General features: G+C 71.3%; 18 protein-coding genes. 12 read left to right on the plus strand and 6 right to left on the minus strand.

Translation table 11 applies throughout. From position 1 onward, the window contains the following. Nucleotides 1–50: 50 nt before the first annotated feature. Nucleotides 51–842: an MBL fold metallo-hydrolase gene (locus ACFZB3_RS27590; RefSeq protein ID WP_391379623.1), complete on the minus strand. Its 792-nt coding sequence runs from the start codon at nucleotides 840–842 to the stop codon at nucleotides 51–53. A gap of 86 nt (nucleotides 843–928) precedes the next feature. Here ACFZB3_RS27590 and ACFZB3_RS27595 point away from each other — a divergent pair, with 86 nt between their 5' ends. The 8 genes from ACFZB3_RS27595 (at nucleotide 929) to ACFZB3_RS27630 (ending at nucleotide 6,963) form a co-directional block, all read left to right on the plus strand. Next, complete coding sequence (locus ACFZB3_RS27595; protein WP_391379625.1) at nucleotides 929–1,522, plus strand: ABATE domain-containing protein; 594 nt, start codon at nucleotides 929–931, stop codon at nucleotides 1,520–1,522. Between the two features lie 322 nt (nucleotides 1,523–1,844). Beyond that, a complete protein-coding gene (locus tag ACFZB3_RS27600) occupies nucleotides 1,845–2,363 on the plus strand; it encodes a SigE family RNA polymerase sigma factor (RefSeq protein WP_391379627.1) in 519 nt (172 codons plus the stop codon). After that, nucleotides 2,356–3,036, plus strand: a complete 681-nt coding sequence (locus ACFZB3_RS27605) for a hypothetical protein (protein ID WP_391379630.1) — start codon at nucleotides 2,356–2,358, stop codon at nucleotides 3,034–3,036. Before ACFZB3_RS27600 ends, ACFZB3_RS27605 begins: the two co-directional genes overlap by 8 nt. Before the next feature lie 121 nt (nucleotides 3,037–3,157). Then, complete coding sequence (locus ACFZB3_RS27610) at nucleotides 3,158–3,829, plus strand: TMEM175 family protein (RefSeq protein ID WP_391379634.1); 672 nt, start codon at nucleotides 3,158–3,160, stop codon at nucleotides 3,827–3,829. A 44-nt stretch (nucleotides 3,830–3,873) separates the two neighbouring features. Next, nucleotides 3,874–4,416, plus strand: a complete 543-nt coding sequence (locus ACFZB3_RS27615) for an SMI1/KNR4 family protein (protein ID WP_391379636.1) — start codon at nucleotides 3,874–3,876, stop codon at nucleotides 4,414–4,416. Nucleotides 4,417–4,559: 143 nt separating this feature from the next. Continuing rightward, nucleotides 4,560–5,093, plus strand: a complete 534-nt coding sequence (locus ACFZB3_RS27620) for a hypothetical protein (RefSeq protein ID WP_391379638.1) — start codon at nucleotides 4,560–4,562, stop codon at nucleotides 5,091–5,093. A 101-nt stretch (nucleotides 5,094–5,194) separates the two neighbouring features. Further along, a complete protein-coding gene (locus ACFZB3_RS27625; RefSeq protein WP_391379823.1) occupies nucleotides 5,195–6,301 on the plus strand; it encodes a histidine kinase in 1,107 nt (368 codons plus the stop codon). After that, nucleotides 6,298–6,963: a response regulator gene (locus ACFZB3_RS27630; RefSeq protein ID WP_391379640.1), complete on the plus strand. Its 666-nt coding sequence runs from the start codon at nucleotides 6,298–6,300 to the stop codon at nucleotides 6,961–6,963. The genes ACFZB3_RS27625 and ACFZB3_RS27630 overlap by 4 nt, the downstream gene beginning before the upstream one ends. A 352-nt stretch (nucleotides 6,964–7,315) precedes the next feature. Here the strand turns inward: ACFZB3_RS27630 and ACFZB3_RS27635 are convergent, their stop codons facing one another. The 4 genes from ACFZB3_RS27635 to ACFZB3_RS27650 all read right to left on the minus strand — a co-directional run bounded on the left by ACFZB3_RS27635 (nucleotide 7,316) and on the right by ACFZB3_RS27650 (nucleotide 11,735). Continuing rightward, complete coding sequence (locus ACFZB3_RS27635) at nucleotides 7,316–8,158, minus strand: ABC transporter permease subunit (protein ID WP_391379642.1); 843 nt, start codon at nucleotides 8,156–8,158, stop codon at nucleotides 7,316–7,318. An 8-nt stretch (nucleotides 8,159–8,166) separates the two neighbouring features. Next, complete coding sequence (locus ACFZB3_RS27640) at nucleotides 8,167–9,165, minus strand: ABC transporter permease subunit (RefSeq protein WP_391379644.1); 999 nt, start codon at nucleotides 9,163–9,165, stop codon at nucleotides 8,167–8,169. A gap of 86 nt (nucleotides 9,166–9,251) precedes the next feature. After that, nucleotides 9,252–10,610: an extracellular solute-binding protein gene (locus ACFZB3_RS27645; RefSeq protein WP_391379646.1), complete on the minus strand. Its 1,359-nt coding sequence runs from the start codon at nucleotides 10,608–10,610 to the stop codon at nucleotides 9,252–9,254. A 105-nt stretch (nucleotides 10,611–10,715) separates the two neighbouring features. After that, nucleotides 10,716–11,735 carry a substrate-binding domain-containing protein gene (locus ACFZB3_RS27650; RefSeq protein WP_391379648.1) on the minus strand — a complete coding sequence of 340 codons (1,020 nt, stop codon included), beginning with the start codon at nucleotides 11,733–11,735 and terminating at the stop codon, nucleotides 10,716–10,718. A gap of 180 nt (nucleotides 11,736–11,915) precedes the next feature. Here ACFZB3_RS27650 and ACFZB3_RS27655 point away from each other — a divergent pair, with 180 nt between their 5' ends. The 4 genes from ACFZB3_RS27655 to ACFZB3_RS27670 all read left to right on the plus strand — a co-directional run bounded on the left by ACFZB3_RS27655 (nucleotide 11,916) and on the right by ACFZB3_RS27670 (nucleotide 14,772). Then, a complete protein-coding gene (locus ACFZB3_RS27655; RefSeq protein ID WP_391379650.1) occupies nucleotides 11,916–13,289 on the plus strand; it encodes a mucin-1 in 1,374 nt (457 codons plus the stop codon). 35 nt (nucleotides 13,290–13,324) lie between these two features. Then, nucleotides 13,325–13,522 carry a hypothetical protein gene (locus ACFZB3_RS27660; protein ID WP_391379652.1) on the plus strand — a complete coding sequence of 66 codons (198 nt, stop codon included), beginning with the start codon at nucleotides 13,325–13,327 and terminating at the stop codon, nucleotides 13,520–13,522. After that, the gene (locus ACFZB3_RS27665) at nucleotides 13,512–13,943 is read left to right on the plus strand and encodes a hypothetical protein (RefSeq protein WP_391379654.1); all 432 of its coding nucleotides are present in this window, start codon (nucleotides 13,512–13,514) and stop codon (nucleotides 13,941–13,943) included. Before ACFZB3_RS27660 ends, ACFZB3_RS27665 begins: the two co-directional genes overlap by 11 nt. A 232-nt stretch (nucleotides 13,944–14,175) precedes the next feature. Continuing rightward, on the plus strand, nucleotides 14,176–14,772 hold the full coding sequence (locus ACFZB3_RS27670; protein WP_391379656.1) for a hypothetical protein: 597 nt from the start codon (nucleotides 14,176–14,178) through the stop codon (nucleotides 14,770–14,772). Between the two features lie 714 nt (nucleotides 14,773–15,486). Here the strand turns inward: ACFZB3_RS27670 and ACFZB3_RS27675 are convergent. Further along, the gene (locus ACFZB3_RS27675) at nucleotides 15,487–17,100 is read right to left on the minus strand and encodes a hypothetical protein (RefSeq protein ID WP_391379658.1); all 1,614 of its coding nucleotides are present in this window, start codon (nucleotides 17,098–17,100) and stop codon (nucleotides 15,487–15,489) included. Between the last annotated feature and the right edge of the window lie 117 nt (nucleotides 17,101–17,217).

Here is a 17,217-nt window from a genome sequence, read left to right on the forward strand (position 1 = left end):
GCGAGCGGCGTGGAGGGCTCGCGTCGTGTCGGTGTTTCGGGCACCGGAGGTCAGCCGCGCCGGCCCCAGTCCAGACGGTCCGCCAGACCGGCGGCGGTGAAGGCGGCTGACAGTTCGTCGTGGCCTTCGGTGAAGTGGGCCCAGCTGTCGTAGTGGACGGGGACCACGCGGCGGGCGCCGAGGATCCGGGCCGCCTCGGCGGCCTGGGCGCTGTCCAGGACGATCAGCTGGTTGTCGAAAAGTGCGCGGAAGCGGGGGGCACCGGCGAAGAGGAGGGCGGTGTCGACGGGGGCGAAGCGCTCGGCGATCTCCCTGACCGCGTCGAGGGAGGCGTTGTCCCCGCTGACGTAGACGGTCGGCAGACCCGCTCCGGTCAGGACGAAACCGACCACCTGGCCGGTGATCGGCTCGACCTCCTCACGCCGGCCGGGGCCGTGCACGGCGGGGACGCCGGTCACGGTGACCGTGCCGCCGTCGGGGCGGTCCAGCTCGACGGACTCCCAGTCGGCCAGCCCCCTGGCCTTCGCGCCGAGGCGCTGTCCGCCGCCGCGGGTGGTGAGGGTGAGCGGGACGTCGGCGAGCAGGGCCCGGCCGGAGGTGTCGAGGTTGTCGGGGTGCTCGTCGTGCGAGAGCAGGACCACGTCGACGGGCCCGAGGCCGACGGGGGCGCCGCTGGAGGGGGCGGTCTTGGTCAGGAACCGGCCGTCGGGACGGACGTAGTCACCCGGGGCGTCGAAGGTCGGGTCGGTCAGGAAGCGCAGGCCGCCGTACTCGAAGAGGGCGGTCGGGCCGCCGAATACGCGGACGGGGAACGGGGTGGTCGCTGCGGGGAGGGAAGACACCAGGCACCTCACGGATATATCTCGCTGAACCGTGAGACGACCGTAGCCGCTTCTCACGGATACACGCAAGCCGTACCATGAGAGATATGGAGGAGTCCGTGATCGAACAGCCCGGCCTGCCGCCCGTACAGGGCGAGGAGGAGCACCTGTCCCTCGCCCTTGCCAACAGCGCGATCGCCCTGGCCGGCGGGCACACGGTCGATCTCCTGGGCACTCCCGCGCAGGCGAACCACTGGCTGACGGAACGCGGTCTCGCTCCGGTCGACGCCGGCATGCGGGAGGTGTGCGCGACGCAGTTGCGCTCGCTGCGCGAACAGATCAGGTCGCTGTTCGCCTCCCGCGCCGAAGGGCTGCCCGCCCTCCCCGCCGCGATCCGGGCCGTCAACGACGCGATGACCCGCGTCCCCACCGCCCCGTTGCTGCAGTGGGACGACAGGACCGGCCCCTACCGCGCCACCCCCCACCCCACCACCGCGATCGTGGACCACGCCCTGGCCGTCCTCGCCGCTGACGCCTCCGACCTGCTCACCGGCCCCGACGCCGACCGCCTCACCGCCTGCGGCTCCGCCCCCTGCAACCGCTACCTGCTCCGGCACGGCCGCCGTCACTGGTGCTCCACCCGCTGCGGCGACCGCGCCCGCGCCGCCCGCGCCTACGCCCGCCGCACCACCTCCTCATGACGCCCCATGACGCCCCATGACGCCGCATGACGCCGCATGACGCCGCATGACGCCGCAGCCACCGGGCCACCACCAGCGCCGGCGGCCGTACCACTTCGGGGCGGAGGCGGCGCGGGAGAAGTTGACGCTCATCAGGGTGCGCGAAGGGCACAGTGATGCTGCCGACGCCATGTCCGGGCAGGAGAACCGCCGGGACGGCGTGCCCCGTTCGTTCCCCGGACACGTGCGGATTCCGCGTAACATCCCACCCGCCCCGAGCGTGTCCAAGACATGAGCAGGTACGCGGCACGGGGACGTGCCCGGCAGACGGGGGACGACGGGGATGGCGACGCAGCCGGAGGAATTCGACGCGTTCTACTCCGCCACCGCCAAACGCATGGTCGCCGTGGTCTATGCGATGACCGGTGACCTGGGGGAGGCGGAGGACGCGGTGCAGGAGGCGTACGTACGGGCCTGGCAGCGCTGGGCGAAGCTCACGCGTGAGGGTGACCCGCTGCCGTGGGTGCGCACGGTGGCGATGCGGCTGGCGATCAGTACATGGCGGCGGGCCAGGGGGCGGCTGCGCGCGCACTTCCGGCACGGCCCGCAGCCGGATGTGCCCGAACTCTCCGGCGACCGTGTGGCGTTGGTGGCCGCGCTGCGCGAACTGCCCCCCGACCAGCGGCAGGCGGTTGTCCTGCACCATCTCCTGGACCTGCCGGTGGAGCAGGTCGCACGGGAGACCGGCGCCTCCAACGGCGCCGTACGCACCCGGCTCAGCCGGGCCCGCAAGATCCTCGGCGAGCGGCTCGCCGAGAGCGATTCCACTTCCGTTGCCGAGGGGACGGCCAGCCATGGCTGAAGTCGAGGAACTGCTGGACGAGGTCACGGTGCGCATGCCCTCCTCGGCTCAACTGCGCGCTCGGGGGGACCGGCGGCTCGCCCGCCGGCGGACCGGTGCCGCGGCCGCGGCCGTCGTCGCGGTGGCGGGGGTGGTGACCTGGGCCGTCCTGCCGGGCAGCGGTACGCATGAGACGCGTCCGGCGAAGGCGCCGACCGCCTCCCGGTCGGCCGCGGTGGGGATCACCCCGTACGAGAAGAACGGGGTGATAGACCTCAAGGCACCCGAGGCGCTGCCGTTGTACGAGCAGTGGCACTGGCGAGCGAGCCGGGACGGGAGCGACGACCCGGTCCTCGGGTCGGCGGGCGGGTGCCTGGCGGTGGACCAGCTTCTGCAGCGGCCGAGCAGCACGTGGAGCTACGACCGGGACTTCCGCGGAGACCGGGGGGCCAGGGCGCGGCACACCTACGTCGAGTACGACGGCCGGAGCGACCTCACCACAGACCTCTCCCGGCTGCGCGCTGCGCTCTCCGGCTGCGGCCTGACGTCGAAGGGTGCGTCCGCGGGTTCCCAGGGCCAGACCGTCGAGACGTACACGGGGACCGTCGATCGGCGCGTGGCGCGCACTGTCGTCGAGTACGGCACCCGATGGCTCTCGGTGGTGCAGGAATCCGGCGGGACGCCGGGCAGCTGACCCGGCGTCCCGGCCCTGACCGCTCCTGCACGGGCGGTGCCGCCGCCCGGCCGGCCCGCACCGCCGGGGAAATGCCACGCGGTTGCTCGCGAAGCGGCGTCCGGTGCCAGAGGCTGGGGCGATGACAGAGCCTGTTCAGGAACCAGGAGAGCCGTTCGGTCTGGAGCGCGACCCTGCCCGGGTGGTCGCGTTCAGCGATGCCGTCATCGCCATCGCCATCACACTGCTCGTCCTGGAGATCCACCCGCCACCCGACACCAGCCACCTGCTGCACGGCCTCGCCGCGCTCTGGCCCTCCTACCTGGCCTACGCGGTCACCTTCATGCTGATCGGCCAGGTGTGGGCCAACCACCACATCATGTTCGACCACATCCGCAGCGCCGACCGGGTGGTGCTCTTCCTGAACACCGTGCTGCTCATGGACGTCGCGTTCCTGCCCTTCGCGGCCTCCGTACTGGCCGAAGCACTCCGCGAGGGACACGGGCAGCGCACCGCCGTCGTCCTGCACGGCACCACGTTCGAACTCGCGGCCGTCCTCTTCAACGTCATCTGGTGGTACGCCTGTCACGACCGTCGGCTGCTCGCCACCAGCATCGATGCGGCCGGGGCGACAGCCGTCGGCCGACGTTTCCGGCTCGCCCTCGTCTGGCTAGGCACCGGAACCCTGCTCGGTGCCCTGCTGCCCGCGGCCGGCATGGCCGTGATCGCGGCCTTCATCCTCTACTACTGGCTGCCCATCGCCGGCGAGATCGCCAAGGTGAAGCGCCGGCACGGCGGCGCGGACCAGGGGTGAGGCGGCCGCGATGGGCTGTCAGCCCCTTCTGCCAGCATGCTGCCGTGACAGACACACGTGATCAGCGTCCCGCCGAGGCCACCCTCGACTTCCTGCGTTCTGCGTTCCCACCCGAGTGGCGCGAGCCGGCGCTCGGGCAGGAAGCCGTCGCGGACTGGGAGCGGGAGAACGGGGTGTCCCTGCCGGAGCCGTACCGGACCTTCGTCGCGGAGGTCAGCAACGGGTCGAGCCTGGGCCCCGCCGGCGACGGCGGTCTCCAGCCGCTCGGCTGGCTGCCCGACACGTGGCCCGGCCTCGGCCCGCGGCAGCCGGGGCACCCGTTCCCCCTGGAGGCGGCCTGGCTCTGGGAGGACGACGGGAGTGCCGGCCCCGAGGACCCGCGGATCGGCGCCGCGTTCAACAAGGGGTCCGTTGTCCTCGGAGCCGAGGACGGGCAGTCGTTCTGGCTTCTGCTGACCACCGGCCCCCGCCGCGGCGAGGTGTGGACGGTCACCGACGTCGGCGCCGCCCCGGCCCCCGGCGACCGGGCATGGGGCTTCGAGGAGTGGGTCCGGCGCTGGCACACCGGCGACGACTGGTGGGACTGACCGCTCCGACGTGCACGGCCGTAGGTCACAGACCGTTCGAGTCCCTGGTGCCTCCCAGACCGCGACCGCCCACGTGCTTCTCCACCCCGGGTTCCACCCGTGGGTCCAGGCGTCGCGGGCCCTGTGACAGCAGGCTTGGGGGCATGACAACGACCGAGTGGATCACCGACATCGCTCTCATCCTCGTCGTCTTCCGGCAGTTGCGGGAAGGCCGGCTCGACCTCAGGACCTTCCTGATCCCGCTGGGGATCGTCGCCTACGTGGCCCACACGTACCTGGACTCCGTTCCCACCGGGGGCAACGACCTGATACTGGTCGGAGCGCTCATGGCCGCGGGCGCCGTCCTCGGCGTCGCCGGCGGCGTCTACACCCGGGTCAGGACCGCGGGCGAGCACATCCTGATCAAGGCGGGCGCGGTCTCCGCGATCCTGTGGGTGCTCGGCATGGGTGCCCGGATGGGCTTCCAGCTGTGGACCGAGCACGGCGGCGGCGCCGACGACGTCGCCCGGTTCAGCGTCGCCCACCACATCACCAGCGACCAGGCATGGGTGGCGGCCTTCGTCCTGATGGCGCTCACCGAGGTCGTGACCCGGCTGGGCACGATCTTCGTCCGCAGCCGGATGCTGACCGCCGGGCAGCCCGCCCCCGCCTCGAACCGCGTCGCGGTCCGACCGTGAGCTATGGTCTGGCCGTGCCCACCGCCGAGACCGCCTCCTCCCTCGGACAGGTCCCGCCCCCGTCGGCCGCGCCCCGGCCGGTCCCGGGCCGGGACCCCCGGGTGCAGTGGGCCCTGACCTTGGCGGTCATCGTCAGCGGGGCCCTGACGATCCGGCCGATGGGCGTCAGCGGGCGGGGGCTGGTGGTCGCGGTCCTGTTCGTACTGAACTGTGCGGCGCTGCTGGCCAGAGGCCTGCCCCCGGGCAGGGTCACGACGCGTGCCGCCGTCGTCTGGCTGTCGCTGGGCGTCCTCGCCGCGGCCGCGCTGATCGGCGCCGGGCGCAGCGGCACGGGTTACCTCTTCGCCTTCTTCCTCGCCGGCCACATCGGATACCGGCTCCCGGCCAGACCGGCCGTCGTCCTGGCGCTGGCCTGCAGCCTGCTCTGCGGCGGCGTCCTGTACTTCGGTCTCGGGCCCGGTGACGGCCTGCTGCCCTGGGCCGTCGGTCTCACCACCGGCGCACCGGTCCTGATCGGGATACTCAACCGCGTCCAGCACCAGGCCGTGGAGGCCGCGCTGTCGGCGGCCGAGAACGCGGAGCGCGCCGCCCGGGCCGAAGCGCAAGCCGCCGTGCTCACCGAACGCGGCCGGATCGCCCGGGACGTGCACGACGTCCTGGCGCACACGCTGGCAGGGATCAACATGCAGCTGGAACTGGCCGACGCGTTGCTCGACACCGGCGACCTGGAGAAGGTCAGGGCGGTCAACGACAAGGCTCACAGCCTCGTCAAGGAGAGCCTGAAGCAGGCACAGTGGACCGTCCACGCGCTCCGCGAGGACGCGCTGCCGCTGGTGGAGACCCTCACCGCGATGCTTGAATCGTCCGGCCACCGCGACGCCCTGACCGTCCGCGGCACCCCCGTGGAGGTACCGGCCCGGGTGACCCAGAACCTGCTGAGGATCGCCCAGGAATCCCTGACCAACGCCGCGCGGCACGCCCCGGGCGGCGAGGTGCAGGTGGAGCTGGCCTTCGCGGCTTCCGCGACGACGCTGACGATCCGCAACCGGCCCGCCACCCGTGCGGTGAACGCGGCGGGCGGCAGCGGAATGGGGCTGATCGGCATGCGCGAACGCGTCGCCCTGCTGGGCGGCACCCTCACCGCGGGACCGGTCACCGAGGGACCGGACCAGGGCGGCTGGCAAGTGGAGGCAGTGATCCCGCGATGAGTGAACCCACCGAGAGCTCCCGGCCGTTGCGCGTGGTCGTCGCCGACGACCAGGCCGCCGTCCGCGAACCGCTCGCCGCGGTGCTGGACCTGGCCGCGGACATCGACGTCGTCGCGGCGGCCGCGGACGGCAACGGCGTACTGGACGCGGTCGCCGCAGGTCCGGTGGACGTCGTGCTGATGGACCTGCGCATGCCCGTGCTCGACGGAATCGAGACCACCCGCAGGCTGAGCGACGAACACCCCGAGGTGGCCGTCGTCGTGCTCACCACGTTCGCCGACGACGACTCGATCCTGGCAGCCCTCGGCGCGGGCGCCCGCGGCTATCTGACGAAGAACGCCGGACGCCAGGACATCGTCCGCGCGATCCGCGCCGCCGCCGCGGGCCAGTCCGTGCTGGACCGCGAGGTCCAGGACCGGCTGCTGGCCACCGTCCGCGCCAGGCCGACGTCGTCCGGACCGCAGCTGCCCGCGGATCTCACGCCCCGCGAACGCGAAGTGCTCACCCTGATCGGCCGGGGTCTGCCCAACCGCGCGATCGCGGAGAAGCTCTTCGTGAGCGAGGCGACCGTCAAGACGCACATCAACAACCTGTTCGCCAAGGCCGGCATCCGGGACCGGGCCGACGCCGTGCGCCGCGCCATCGCGGCCGGCCTGGCCTGACCTCCCGGCCCCGCGGGGCGGCCTCACCGCAGGTAGCGGCGGCCACCGTCCGCATCGAGCGTCTGGCCGAAGCGACGGCGCTCGGCGGGCTGTACCGCTCCGGCCTGCGCCGACTCGGCGTCCTGCGCCGGCGGTGGGTGCCTGGTGCCACCGCTGTCGACCGTGGTTGTCCGCTCCGAAGGGCGGCCTCGGCACTCTCCGACACCGGAGCCGGCTGAGCGGCACCGTCGCGACTGCACAGGGAAACCGGGCCTCCACCTCGGCGTGCGAGATCACAAAATGCCTGGTCCCGGCGTGCGGACGTCGATCACGATGCCGGCTCCGAAGGCCCGGACCGCATGGCTGCCGGGGCTCACCCCTTGACTGCCGAGCTGGCGACGCCCTGGACGAACCAGCGCTGGAAGAAGGCGAAGACGATCAGGACGGGCAGCACGAGGAGGACACCGAAGGCGAGAATCTCGCCCCAGTCCGGGGGCTGTTGGCCCTGGAAGACGCTCATCTCCAGAGGCAGGGGCCGGACGGAGGGGTCGGAGACCATCAACACCGGCCAGAGGAAGGAACCCCACTGGGTGAGGAAGGTGAGGATCGCGACCGAGGCGAACGCGGGCTTCGACATCGGGACGACGATCGCGAAGAAGGTGCGCCAGGGGCCCGCGCCGTCCAGCCGGGCGGCCTCCTCGATGCTCGGCGGGATCGAGCGGAAGAACGTGTGGAACTGGTAGACCGAGAAAGCGTTGGCGATGAAGGGGATCGCCTGGATGTAGATCGTGTTGCGCTGGTCGTTGAACATGTAGAAGAGCGGGACCGCGACCGATTCGAACGGGACCAGCATCAGGAGCAGGACCAGCGTGAAGACGGCTTCCCGGCCGCGCCACCTCAGCCGTGACATGCCGTACGCGGCCATCGAGTTCACGAACAGGCCGCCGGTCACGACGACGAACGCGACGAGCAGCGAGACACCCATGAAGCGCCAGAAGTAGCCGGTGCTGTCGGAGTTCAGGGCGTCGAGGACGTGGGCGTAGTTGGCGAAGGTCAGATGGGTGGGGAGGAAGCCGGACAGGCCGTTCAGCACCTGGTCGGAGGGCTTGAGGCTGCCGAGGAGGAGGTAGAGGACGGGGAGGACGAAGACGAACGCCAGGACGCCGAGGACGGCATAGTCGGTGAAGCGGCGCAGGGGGGCGCGGGTCGTGGCCATGGTCGGGGTCAGTCCTCGTTGTCGGGCCGGACGACGCGGCGCTGGACGATGGTCAGGGCGACGACGATCAGGAAGAAGACGACGGTGATCGCCGACGCCTGGCCGATGTTGTTCTGGTCGAAGGCGGTGGTGACGGCCTCGTACATGACCGTGCGGGTGGCGTCCTCGTTGAGGCCGCCGCCGTGGACGAGGACGTAGACCTGGTCGAAGACCCGGAAGGACAGCACCGAGGTCAGCATGGCGACGAAGACGAGGGTGCCGCGGATGCCGGGCAGGGTGACGTGCCGGAACTGCTGCCAGCGGGTGGCGCGGTCGAGTTCGGCGGCCTCGTAGAGCTCGCCGGGGATCTGCTGGAGACCGGCCAGCAGGATGACCATCTGGAAGCCCACCCCCTGCCACACGGACAGCACGATGACCGAGGCCATCGCGGTAGCCGCGTCGCCGAGCCAGTCGAAGGCGCCCCAGTTGCCGAAACTCACCAGGTGCAGCGTGGAGTTGAGCAGACCCTGGTCGCTGCGGGCGAGGATCAGGCGCCAGATAACGGCGACCAGGGTCATCGGGAAGACCACCGGCAGGAAGAACAGGGACCGGAACACGCCGATCGCCTTCAGCTTGCGGTTGAGCAGGATCGCCAGGGCCAGCGCCAGACCCGTCTGGAGCGGTACGACGACCACGGCGAACGTCAGGTTGTTGAGCAGGGCCCGCAGGAACGGACCGGACAGGTCCGGGTCGGTGAACAGCCGCCGGTACTGCTCCAGGCCGAAGAACCTGGGCGCCAGCGGGGAGCCCAGGCGCACGTTGTAGAAGGAGAGGACGACGGCGTAGCCGAACGGGATGCCGACGAAGGCGACGAGGCCGGCGACGGCGGGCGTGGACATGAGCAGTCCGTGCAGCCAGTCGCGGTTCCTGGTCCTGGGCCGCCCGGTGCGCGCGGTCTTCACGGAGGTCACGGGCGGGCCTTCCTGCCTGCGCGAGGGCGCTGGGTGCGCGGGTTCCACGGTCTTCACGGGGGTGTCCTGTTCCGGTCCTGTTCCCGGCCGGGGCGGGTGCGCCGCCCTGAGCGTCGTGCGCGCACCCGCCCGGCCGACGTGTCCTACTGGATCTGGTAGCCGTCGTTGTCGGAGAAGTCCTGGTCGATGGCGCGGGCGGCCTTCTGCAGGGCGCTCTTCGGGTCGGCGCCGCCGTAGATCGAGTTCAGGGCCTCGCTGAACTCGGCCGTGACGGTCGGGTAGCCGGCGGTGACCGGGCGGGTCACGGCGACGCAGGACGTGGTGATGTCGCTGTCGCCACACGGCTTGTCGAGCTGGTCGGCGAAGCGCTCCAGCGGGCCGCCCTTCCTGTAGAGGGAGCTCGCGGCCAGCGCGGACTTGGTGGCGGGCGGGGCGCCGTTGGCCGTCGTCATCGCGGTGACGTTGGTGTCGTTCAGGAGGTAGTCGAGGAAGGCGCCGGCGGCCTTGCCGTTCTTGGAGTCGGCGCCGATGCCCCAGGCCCAGGAGCCCTGGCCGGTCTTGGTGCCGTTGCCGAAGTCGGGCAGCGGCAGCACGACCAGGTCGCTGCCGAGGGCCTTGCTGTACGTCGGGTACATCCAGTGGCCGACCCAGCTGAGCGCGACCCGGCCCTTGGCGAAGGCGTTGCCGTCGGTGTTGGGGTCGACGTCGCTCTTCCAGGACTGGAAGGTCTTCAGCGCCGAGACCACGGACGCGCTGTCCAGGGCGCCCTCGGCCTTGCCGTTCTTCAGCAGGGAGCCGCCGGCCGACCAGACGATCGGGGAGAAGCCGTAGGTGCCCCACTCGTTGGACAGGCCGTTGTTCTCCTGGATGTCGAGGACCTTGCCGTCGGTGTCCTTGGCCTTGAGTGCCGTCAGCGCCTTGTTGAACTCGGCGACGGTCCAGGACTCGGAGGCGGTCTTCGGGTACTTCACGCCGGCCGCGTCCAGCAGCTTCTTGTTGGCGTAGATGCCGAGCCCGGAGTCGTACATGCCGAGCCCGTAGTGCTTGCCGCCGATCTCGCCCTGCGCCTTGCTGGCGTCGGTCGCGTTGGACATCGTCTTCGCGGAGACGTAGTCGTCGATGGCCGCGAGCTTCTTGTTGTAGACGAAGTTCGCCATGGTCGGGCCGTCGAACTCCATCACGTCCGGCAGCTGGGAGGCGTCGGTGGCGGTGATGGTCTTGGTGTAGTCGTCGCCGGGGATGAGCTTCAGCTCGACCTTGATCTTGCTCTGGGAGGAGTTGAAGGACTTCACCGCGTTCTGCAGGGCGGTGTCCTCGCTCTTCTGCCCCTGGTGGGCCCAGACGCTGATGGTGCCCTTGCCGCTGCCGGCCGAGGCGGCGGAGTCCCCGCCGCTGCCGCCGCAGGCGGCCAGGGCGGCGAGGGGCAGGGCGAGGGCCAGGCCGGTGGCGGCCGTGCGGCGGTACCTTCTGCCGGCCGGGCTGTTGGGGCTGGTCGGGCTCATGGTGTGGTGCCTCCGTGCGGGTGCGAGGGTTCGTGGTGCGTGCGCTGGTGCTTTCCGGCGTGGGGGGCCGGGGCGCGACGGCCCCGGGGCTCAGGGACTCGGGGCTTACTGGGGGCCGCGCGGGCGCGGCGGTGCGGTGGTCTCGCGCAGGACGAGCCGGATGGGCATCTGCACGTGCCCGGCCCGCTCGCCGTCCGGCTCGTCGAGCTGCCGCAGCAGCAGCCGGGCGGCCTCGGCGCCCTGGCCGGCCACCGGCTGGGCAACGGTGGTCAGCCCGAGGACGTCGGAAAGTTCGTGGTCGTCGAAGCCGACCACGGACACGTCGTCCGGCACCCGCAGCCGGTGCCGCCGGAGCGCGCGCAGCGCGCCCATCGCCATCTCGTCGGACTGCGCGAACACGGCCGTCGGCGGCCGGGACGCGGCCAGCAGCTCGGTCATCGCCCGCTCGCCGCCCTCGACGGTGTAGTCGCCGTCCGCCTCCAGGGCCGGGTCGTGCGCGATCCCGGCCTCGGACAGGACGTCCAGGTACGCCTGGCGGCGGGCGACGGGCGTGGTCCAGTGCTGGGGCCCGCTCGATCCGCTGATCATGCCGATCCGGCGGTGGCCGAGGTTCACCAGATGCCGTACGGCGCTCTCGGCGCCGGCCCGGTCGTCGATACCGACCACGCTGAAGCCGGGCCGGGCGCCGCCGACCGTGCTGGCCAGCGGGACGCCGAGGGAGCGCAGCGCGGCCGACTCCTCCTCGTCGGGGATGAGCAGCGACAGCACGGCGTCGACCCGCTTGCGGACCGGCAGCTTGGTGAAGAAACGCTTGCGGGTCTCCGGCGAGCCGAGGTTGTAGAGCAGGACGTCGTAGCCGGCGGCGCTGAACACGTGCTCGGCGGCGTCCAGGACGGTGCCGAAGAACCAGCGGCCCACGTACGGGACGACGACCCCGATGGTGAAGGTGCGTCCGCTGGCCAGGCTGGACGCCGAGCGGGACGCCGTGTAGCCGAGCTGGGTGGCGACGGCCGTGATCTGCGCCCGCACCTCGTCGGAGACACCCGGCTGGCCGCGCAGGGCGCGGGACACGGTGGACGCCGAGACTCCGGCGGCGCGGGCGACATCGTTGATGCTGACGGTCACAGCGCTTTTCTCCCGTCTGTTTCACATCGGTGTGATCTGGGGGTGACGTGACCGTAAGCCGGAGCTCGCTGTTGCGCAAGCGTTTGCGTTCAGTTTTACTGGGGCCAATCCTTCCGCGAGATCTTTTGTGTCACTGCTCAGCGCATGCGTTTGAGCACTGCGAGCCGACAGGAAATGCGCATGCGATACGCCCCGCCCGGCCTCTGCGTGAACGACTTCGCCCTGCTCCGCGACGACGACGGCACCTACGCGGTGCTGCATCTGCAGGGCCCGTGGACGAGCGAGTTCGACCACCTGAGGATGGAGACCTCGTACGGCAGGGCCACCTCCACCGACCTGGTCGGATGGCAGCCCGCGGGCACCGCCTTCGGCAACGGCCTGCCGGGTCGCTTCGACCAGCAGGCGGTGTGGACCATGCACCCCGTGCGGCACGACACCGGCGTCGGCTCCGGCTCCGGCTCCGGGATGGCGATGTTCTACACGGGCGTGAGCGGTCTGACGGACGGCGGCTGGCCGCTCCAGTCCGTCGGCCTGGCCTACTCCGACCGCACCGACGGCACCGGCTGGCGCCGCCACGGCACCGGTCCCGTGGTCGAGGCGGACGCCCGCTGGTACCGCACCGGTGAACGCATGGGCTGGCGCGACCCGTTCGTGGTGCGCGACGACGAATCGGACGGCTGGGTCATGGTCGTCTGCGCCGCCGACGCCTCGCTCCCCGTCGAGGTCAGCGGCTGCGTCGCCTGGGCCACCTCGGACGACCTGGAGCACTGGACGGTCCACCCGCCGCTCATCTCCCCCGGTGACGTGGACGAGTTGGAGTGCCCGATCCTCGAACGCCTCGACGACGGCAGCTGGTTGCTGATCGGCTCGATCGGCGCGACCCGCGGCTTCGAGTCCTGGACGGCACCGCGGCTGCGCGGCCCCTGGACCCGTCGCGGCCCGCTGGGCCCGACCGGCTCGTACGCCCCGCGCGTCATCGCCGCCCCCGACGGCTCCCGCGTACTCCTGCACACCACCCCCCGCCGGGTCGGCCTGACGGACTCGGGCGACCGGTGCCGCGGCATGCTGGCCCAGCCCAAATCCCTTGTCGTGGACGAGGGTTCGGCACCGCGCCTGGAGTGGTGGCCGGGCCTGGACGCCTGGCTCCTGGAGGAAACCGGGGAACCGGCGCTGCACGCGGTCGGTGATGTCGATGTCTCCGGGCGGATCGAGATCACCCTCCGCACGGACGACGACGGCGGTCCCGCCCTGGTCGTCGGGTGCGACGGCAAGAACCTCCGGGTCACCGGCCCCGCCGGCGCGTCACTGGGCGAGACCGTCCTGGCCGGGCCCGCGGGCACCCTGCGGATTCTCACCGTCGGTGAATACGTCGAGGTCTACGCCGACGGCGTCTTCGTCCTGACCACCCTGTGCTACTCGGGCCGCCCGACCCGCTGGACGGCGGTGACGGAAGAAGGGCACACCCGCACCATCCCGGTCCGCCCGGTCCGCCTCCCCGCCCCCGGCCGCGACGACGCCTCCGCCGTCTGGGCCGGACCGACGCCGTCCCGGTGAGGGGAATCCAACCCGCCAACAAGGCAAGGACCACCATGCCGACGACTCCCGACGGACTCCCCTACCCCGCCGACTTCCTCCGGGGCGCCTCCACCGCCGCCCACCAGATCGAGGCCACCGACGCCGACGGCGACTCCGCGTGGAAGGACTCCGGATCGGCGTTCGCCTCGCTCCTCGTGGGCTACAGGGCAGCTCTTAGGATGGGGCATGAAACCGAACTCAATGCATTCTGAAACGAGTTGGTCGCGGCGGCGCACAGCGGCCCTGGCTTTCCTGCTGAGTGCGGCGGTCGTCGGATGGACCGCGGTCGCACTGAGCGTGCACGCGAGCGGCTCGGCCGAACCCGGCAGTGTGACCGATGCCGACGTGGCCCGGCTGGGCGCTGCCGTGATGGCCGGCATCGCGGCAGTGGCCGCAGGACTGTGGTGGCGCCACTGGGCGACCGTACGTCGGGCGATGACCGGCGGAGGCTGGGCTCGGGCGGCGTTCGCCGTCTCCGCCGTCCACTCGGTGTTCCTCGTGCCGGTGATCGGTGTCGCCTCCTGGGAGTGGAGTGCCGCTGCCATCCTGTTCACGTGCGCGGTGATCGCCGCCGGTGTGCGGGAAGCCGCCTGGACGAGTACACCGGCCACCGGGGTCGTCGCTTCTGGATGACGACGCCATGGCGGGGCCGGCACCGGCTCGTCTCGGCCTCGTCGGGCTCGGACGCCGGCTGCCCCTCACCGACCTGCTCAGCATCGGCGACGAGATCTCCGCGTACCTGCACCGGTCCCCGCCAGGTCATTCCCGTGCGGCACCCGCCCGCCGACCTGGAGATCGCTGACAGCCGGGGTCACGGAAGCCGCGAAATCACTGCCCGACCGTCAACGGCCGCACCCGGGTGTGGGTGGAGCGTGGTGCGCTGCACTGGAAGCGGGGGCGTACGACCATCACCGTGCCGGGCTCGCAGATCCGTCAGGTCGAGATCGCAGGGCAGTCGCCGGCCGTGGGCACGTTCGAGGACGCGCAGGTCCGCACGGCTTTGACGGTCCGGCACCGCAATACGCCGATGGTTGCCGCGCTGGGCACCGAGATCGAGGCGATTACGAGCGACGCGGAGGCCACGGGGAACCGGCCGTCGACCCGGCGGCAGTCGGTGCGCGTACGGCCCCTGCGGGTACTGGCGGGTCTGCGTGGCCGGGCGCGGAACGGCAGCCCGTGGTGGCGGCGTGCCCTGTGGTACGTCGTCCTGGGGCTCCCCCTCGCCGTGTGGCTGCCGGTGGAGCCCCGTTTTCTCGGACCCATCGCCTGGCTACTGCTGCCGCCAGGCATCGCCCTGCTGCGCCAGTGGGTGGGCGCGACCGAGTTGGACACGCGGTGGATGATGTGGCGGCGGGGTATCACGGTGCGGGCGAGCTTCGATACGACCCGAAGGACCCCTCGCGCGTGCTCGCGCCGACCCGTGTCGCTTGGCTGGGGATCGCAGTGGACGCATTCCTGGTGACCGGTGTGTGGGGTGTCCTCTTCGGCATCCCGGCGGTTCTCTGGCTGACCAGGCCGCCGGCTCTGCCCTTCCAGGAATCCTGGTTCAGCTGCGGCCGGAGGTTCGGCCCGGTCTTGGCGGCGAGGGGGTCGACGAGGCCGGAGCGGTACCGCACCCGCTTGAGCCGTGCCTTCACCATGGCGGTGAGCTGGTCGGTGGACAAACCCCGGGCAACTGACCTGGGGTTTCGATCTGGAGCGGGTGACGAGAACCGAACTCGCGCTCTCGGCTCGGGAAGCGACGGCGCCTGCGGAGCGGGAACGCTTCTGACCTGCTCATACGTGCTCCGGTACAGCGCCCGCGCGCGCAGGATCGCACCGTTGTCGACCGTGGTGTGCCGGTCGTATGGGCACGCTGTGGGCACGTCGTCGGCCCGGGGGTGCGGGCCCCCTGAGCGGCTGTCGGGCGGGCAGCGTCCGGAAGCGAGAACCGGCGGAATGAACTCGCACGCAGGGCACGCGGCTACGACCTGATCAAGGCCCGGCGGTCGGGCGAGCACGCCGGCAGGAGCTGCCCGGTCTCCGACGCGCACGCCGGCGCGGAGAACGGCGATCCGGGCGTACGCGCGATCCTCGGCCAAGCCGGCTCCCGCGGACCGCTCCCGCCTTGGAGCGGTCCGGGATGTGGTGGTGTCAAGACGTGACTTGTTCCTCGGGCTTCGGCCCGAGGAACAGGTCAGTGCACGTGGACGTACGTCTCCGGGCCGTTGGAGTCGATGTGGTGACTGTCGGAGGTGAACCACACGACGGTCCAGGTGCCACCGTGAGTTGCCTTGCCGCTCAGGTGGTAGGTGCCCTTGGTGTCGGTCTTCACGCGCGTGACGTAGTGCCACGTCTTGCTTCCCGTCGCCCGGAACTCCAGGTAGGCGTAGGTGTGGGAGATGCCGGACCAGGTGCCGGACGAACTGCGCTGCTGCACATGGCCGCCGAATGCCACGTACGTGTTCTTGCGCACCGTGGTGTGGCTGGGTTTGCCTCCGGTGACGCGGGTGGGAGTGCGGTAGATCTTGACCGCCGCGCTGTAGGAGGGCGAGTAGTCCGGGGTGCCCGGGAAGTACGCCCGCCAGTAGCCGTTCGCCTGCCCGCCGTAGGTCGCGTAGGTCATGAACTCGTCGCCGGCGAGACCCGACCGGCCGATCCGGGTGCTGCCGACGGTGTGCCACGTCCTGCCGTCGGACGAGTACTGGATCGTCATGGAGTGCGTGTTGCTCGCGAACTCCGCCCCGTGCAGGTCCAGACGGCCGTCGATCACCGCCTCGCCGTACTCGTCCTCGCTGACGTGGAACGGGGTGACGCGGCTGGGCGACGGAACGTGCACATATACCGGTGTCGCGTCACTGTCGGTGCTCAGGAGGAAGGGATCGTAGTCCCAGTAGTTGTTGAAGTAGTACGCACCCGCGGTGCCGGTGCTGACGGTGAAGGTGCCGGTGGCGGTCGTCCTGACCGTGGCGGAGAAGGAGGCCGGCCCCATGGTGTAGATCTTCTGGTCCGGCGTGCCCGTCCAGGTGGACCCGACCTTCCGTTCGAGCACACCGGTGATCGTGGTGCGGCCGCCCTTGGGAACGTCGACGTCGGTCTTGCTCAGGATGCGGATCCGGGTGGTCTCCGCCGTCGCCGGCACGGTGAGCAAGGTCTGATCGCCGGTGTCGAGGAAGTACGGGTATCCCGCGGTGGCGGTGCCGTCGGCGGCGGCCGTCCGGTAGGTGACGCGATCCTTCACCGTGACCGTCGCGGCCACCCGCCCGTCCGCCCGCGCGGTGGCGACCGCGACCGTTTCCGACGGGACGTCGGCCTCCGGGTCGGCAAGGGCAACCGACACACCGGCCGGGTCGAGTACCGCACCGGTGCCGGGGTCGGTGACGGTGACCGGGGCGGAGACGGTGTACGAGCGGTGCTCGTAGTCCACGGAACTCCGGTCGGACGCCAGCTTCCCGACGGTCACCTGCGCCGCGTAGGTGAACTCGCCGACGTCGGGGAAGTCTTCGACGTTGCCCGAGCTGTCCGTCACGTCCACGGAGACGTCGTAGACGCCCATGGCGGGAAGGACGGGCCGGTCCGCCGAGACTCGACCGCCGTAGTGGGGATCGGGCACGAAGTCCGACGTCGTGGCGACGTAGGGCGCGTCAGCGGGCGCCCCGTGCGGCCGGTAGCGGGCGGTGATGCCCGTGACCGTCGCGGTGTCGCTGTAGACGGACAGCGAGAGCTTCCAGTGGTCTGACCAGGAGTTGCCGACTCCGTACACCTCGAACTGGTGCGGATCCGGGCTGCTGTCGGCCGGGGCGGACGTCACGGTCCCGGACGGGACCGGGCCGGCGGTGTCGGTCGGTGTGGCGACCGCGGAGTTCGTCGGTGTGTCCGATGGGCCTGGGCTCGCAGCGACGGACGGGCTCGCAACGGCATCCGGCAC

The organism is Streptomyces sp. NPDC008092 (assembly GCF_042957285.1).
Lineage (GTDB): Bacteria > Actinomycetota > Actinomycetes > Streptomycetales > Streptomycetaceae > Streptomyces.

Excerpts from the sequence above, each read along its gene's own strand:
- ACFZB3_RS27600 (WP_391379627.1), top strand. The coding sequence starts at position 1,845 with ATGGCGACGCAGCCGGAGGAATTCGACGCGTTCTACTCCGCCACCGCC.
- ACFZB3_RS27665 (WP_391379654.1), top strand. The coding sequence starts at position 13,512 with ATGCATTCTGAAACGAGTTGGTCGCGGCGGCGCACAGCGGCCCTGGCT.
- ACFZB3_RS27645 (WP_391379646.1), bottom strand. The coding sequence starts at position 10,610 with ATGAGCCCGACCAGCCCCAACAGCCCGGCCGGCAGAAGGTACCGCCGC.
- ACFZB3_RS27620 (WP_391379638.1), top strand. The coding sequence starts at position 4,560 with ATGACAACGACCGAGTGGATCACCGACATCGCTCTCATCCTCGTCGTC.
- ACFZB3_RS27635 (WP_391379642.1), bottom strand. The coding sequence starts at position 8,158 with ATGGCCACGACCCGCGCCCCCCTGCGCCGCTTCACCGACTATGCCGTC.
- ACFZB3_RS27610 (WP_391379634.1), top strand. The coding sequence starts at position 3,158 with ATGACAGAGCCTGTTCAGGAACCAGGAGAGCCGTTCGGTCTGGAGCGC.
- ACFZB3_RS27660 (WP_391379652.1), top strand. The coding sequence starts at position 13,325 with ATGCCGACGACTCCCGACGGACTCCCCTACCCCGCCGACTTCCTCCGG.
- ACFZB3_RS27605 (WP_391379630.1), top strand. The coding sequence starts at position 2,356 with ATGGCTGAAGTCGAGGAACTGCTGGACGAGGTCACGGTGCGCATGCCC.
- ACFZB3_RS27595 (WP_391379625.1), top strand. The coding sequence starts at position 929 with ATGGAGGAGTCCGTGATCGAACAGCCCGGCCTGCCGCCCGTACAGGGC.
- ACFZB3_RS27655 (WP_391379650.1), top strand. The coding sequence starts at position 11,916 with ATGCGATACGCCCCGCCCGGCCTCTGCGTGAACGACTTCGCCCTGCTC.
- ACFZB3_RS27630 (WP_391379640.1), top strand. The coding sequence starts at position 6,298 with ATGAGTGAACCCACCGAGAGCTCCCGGCCGTTGCGCGTGGTCGTCGCC.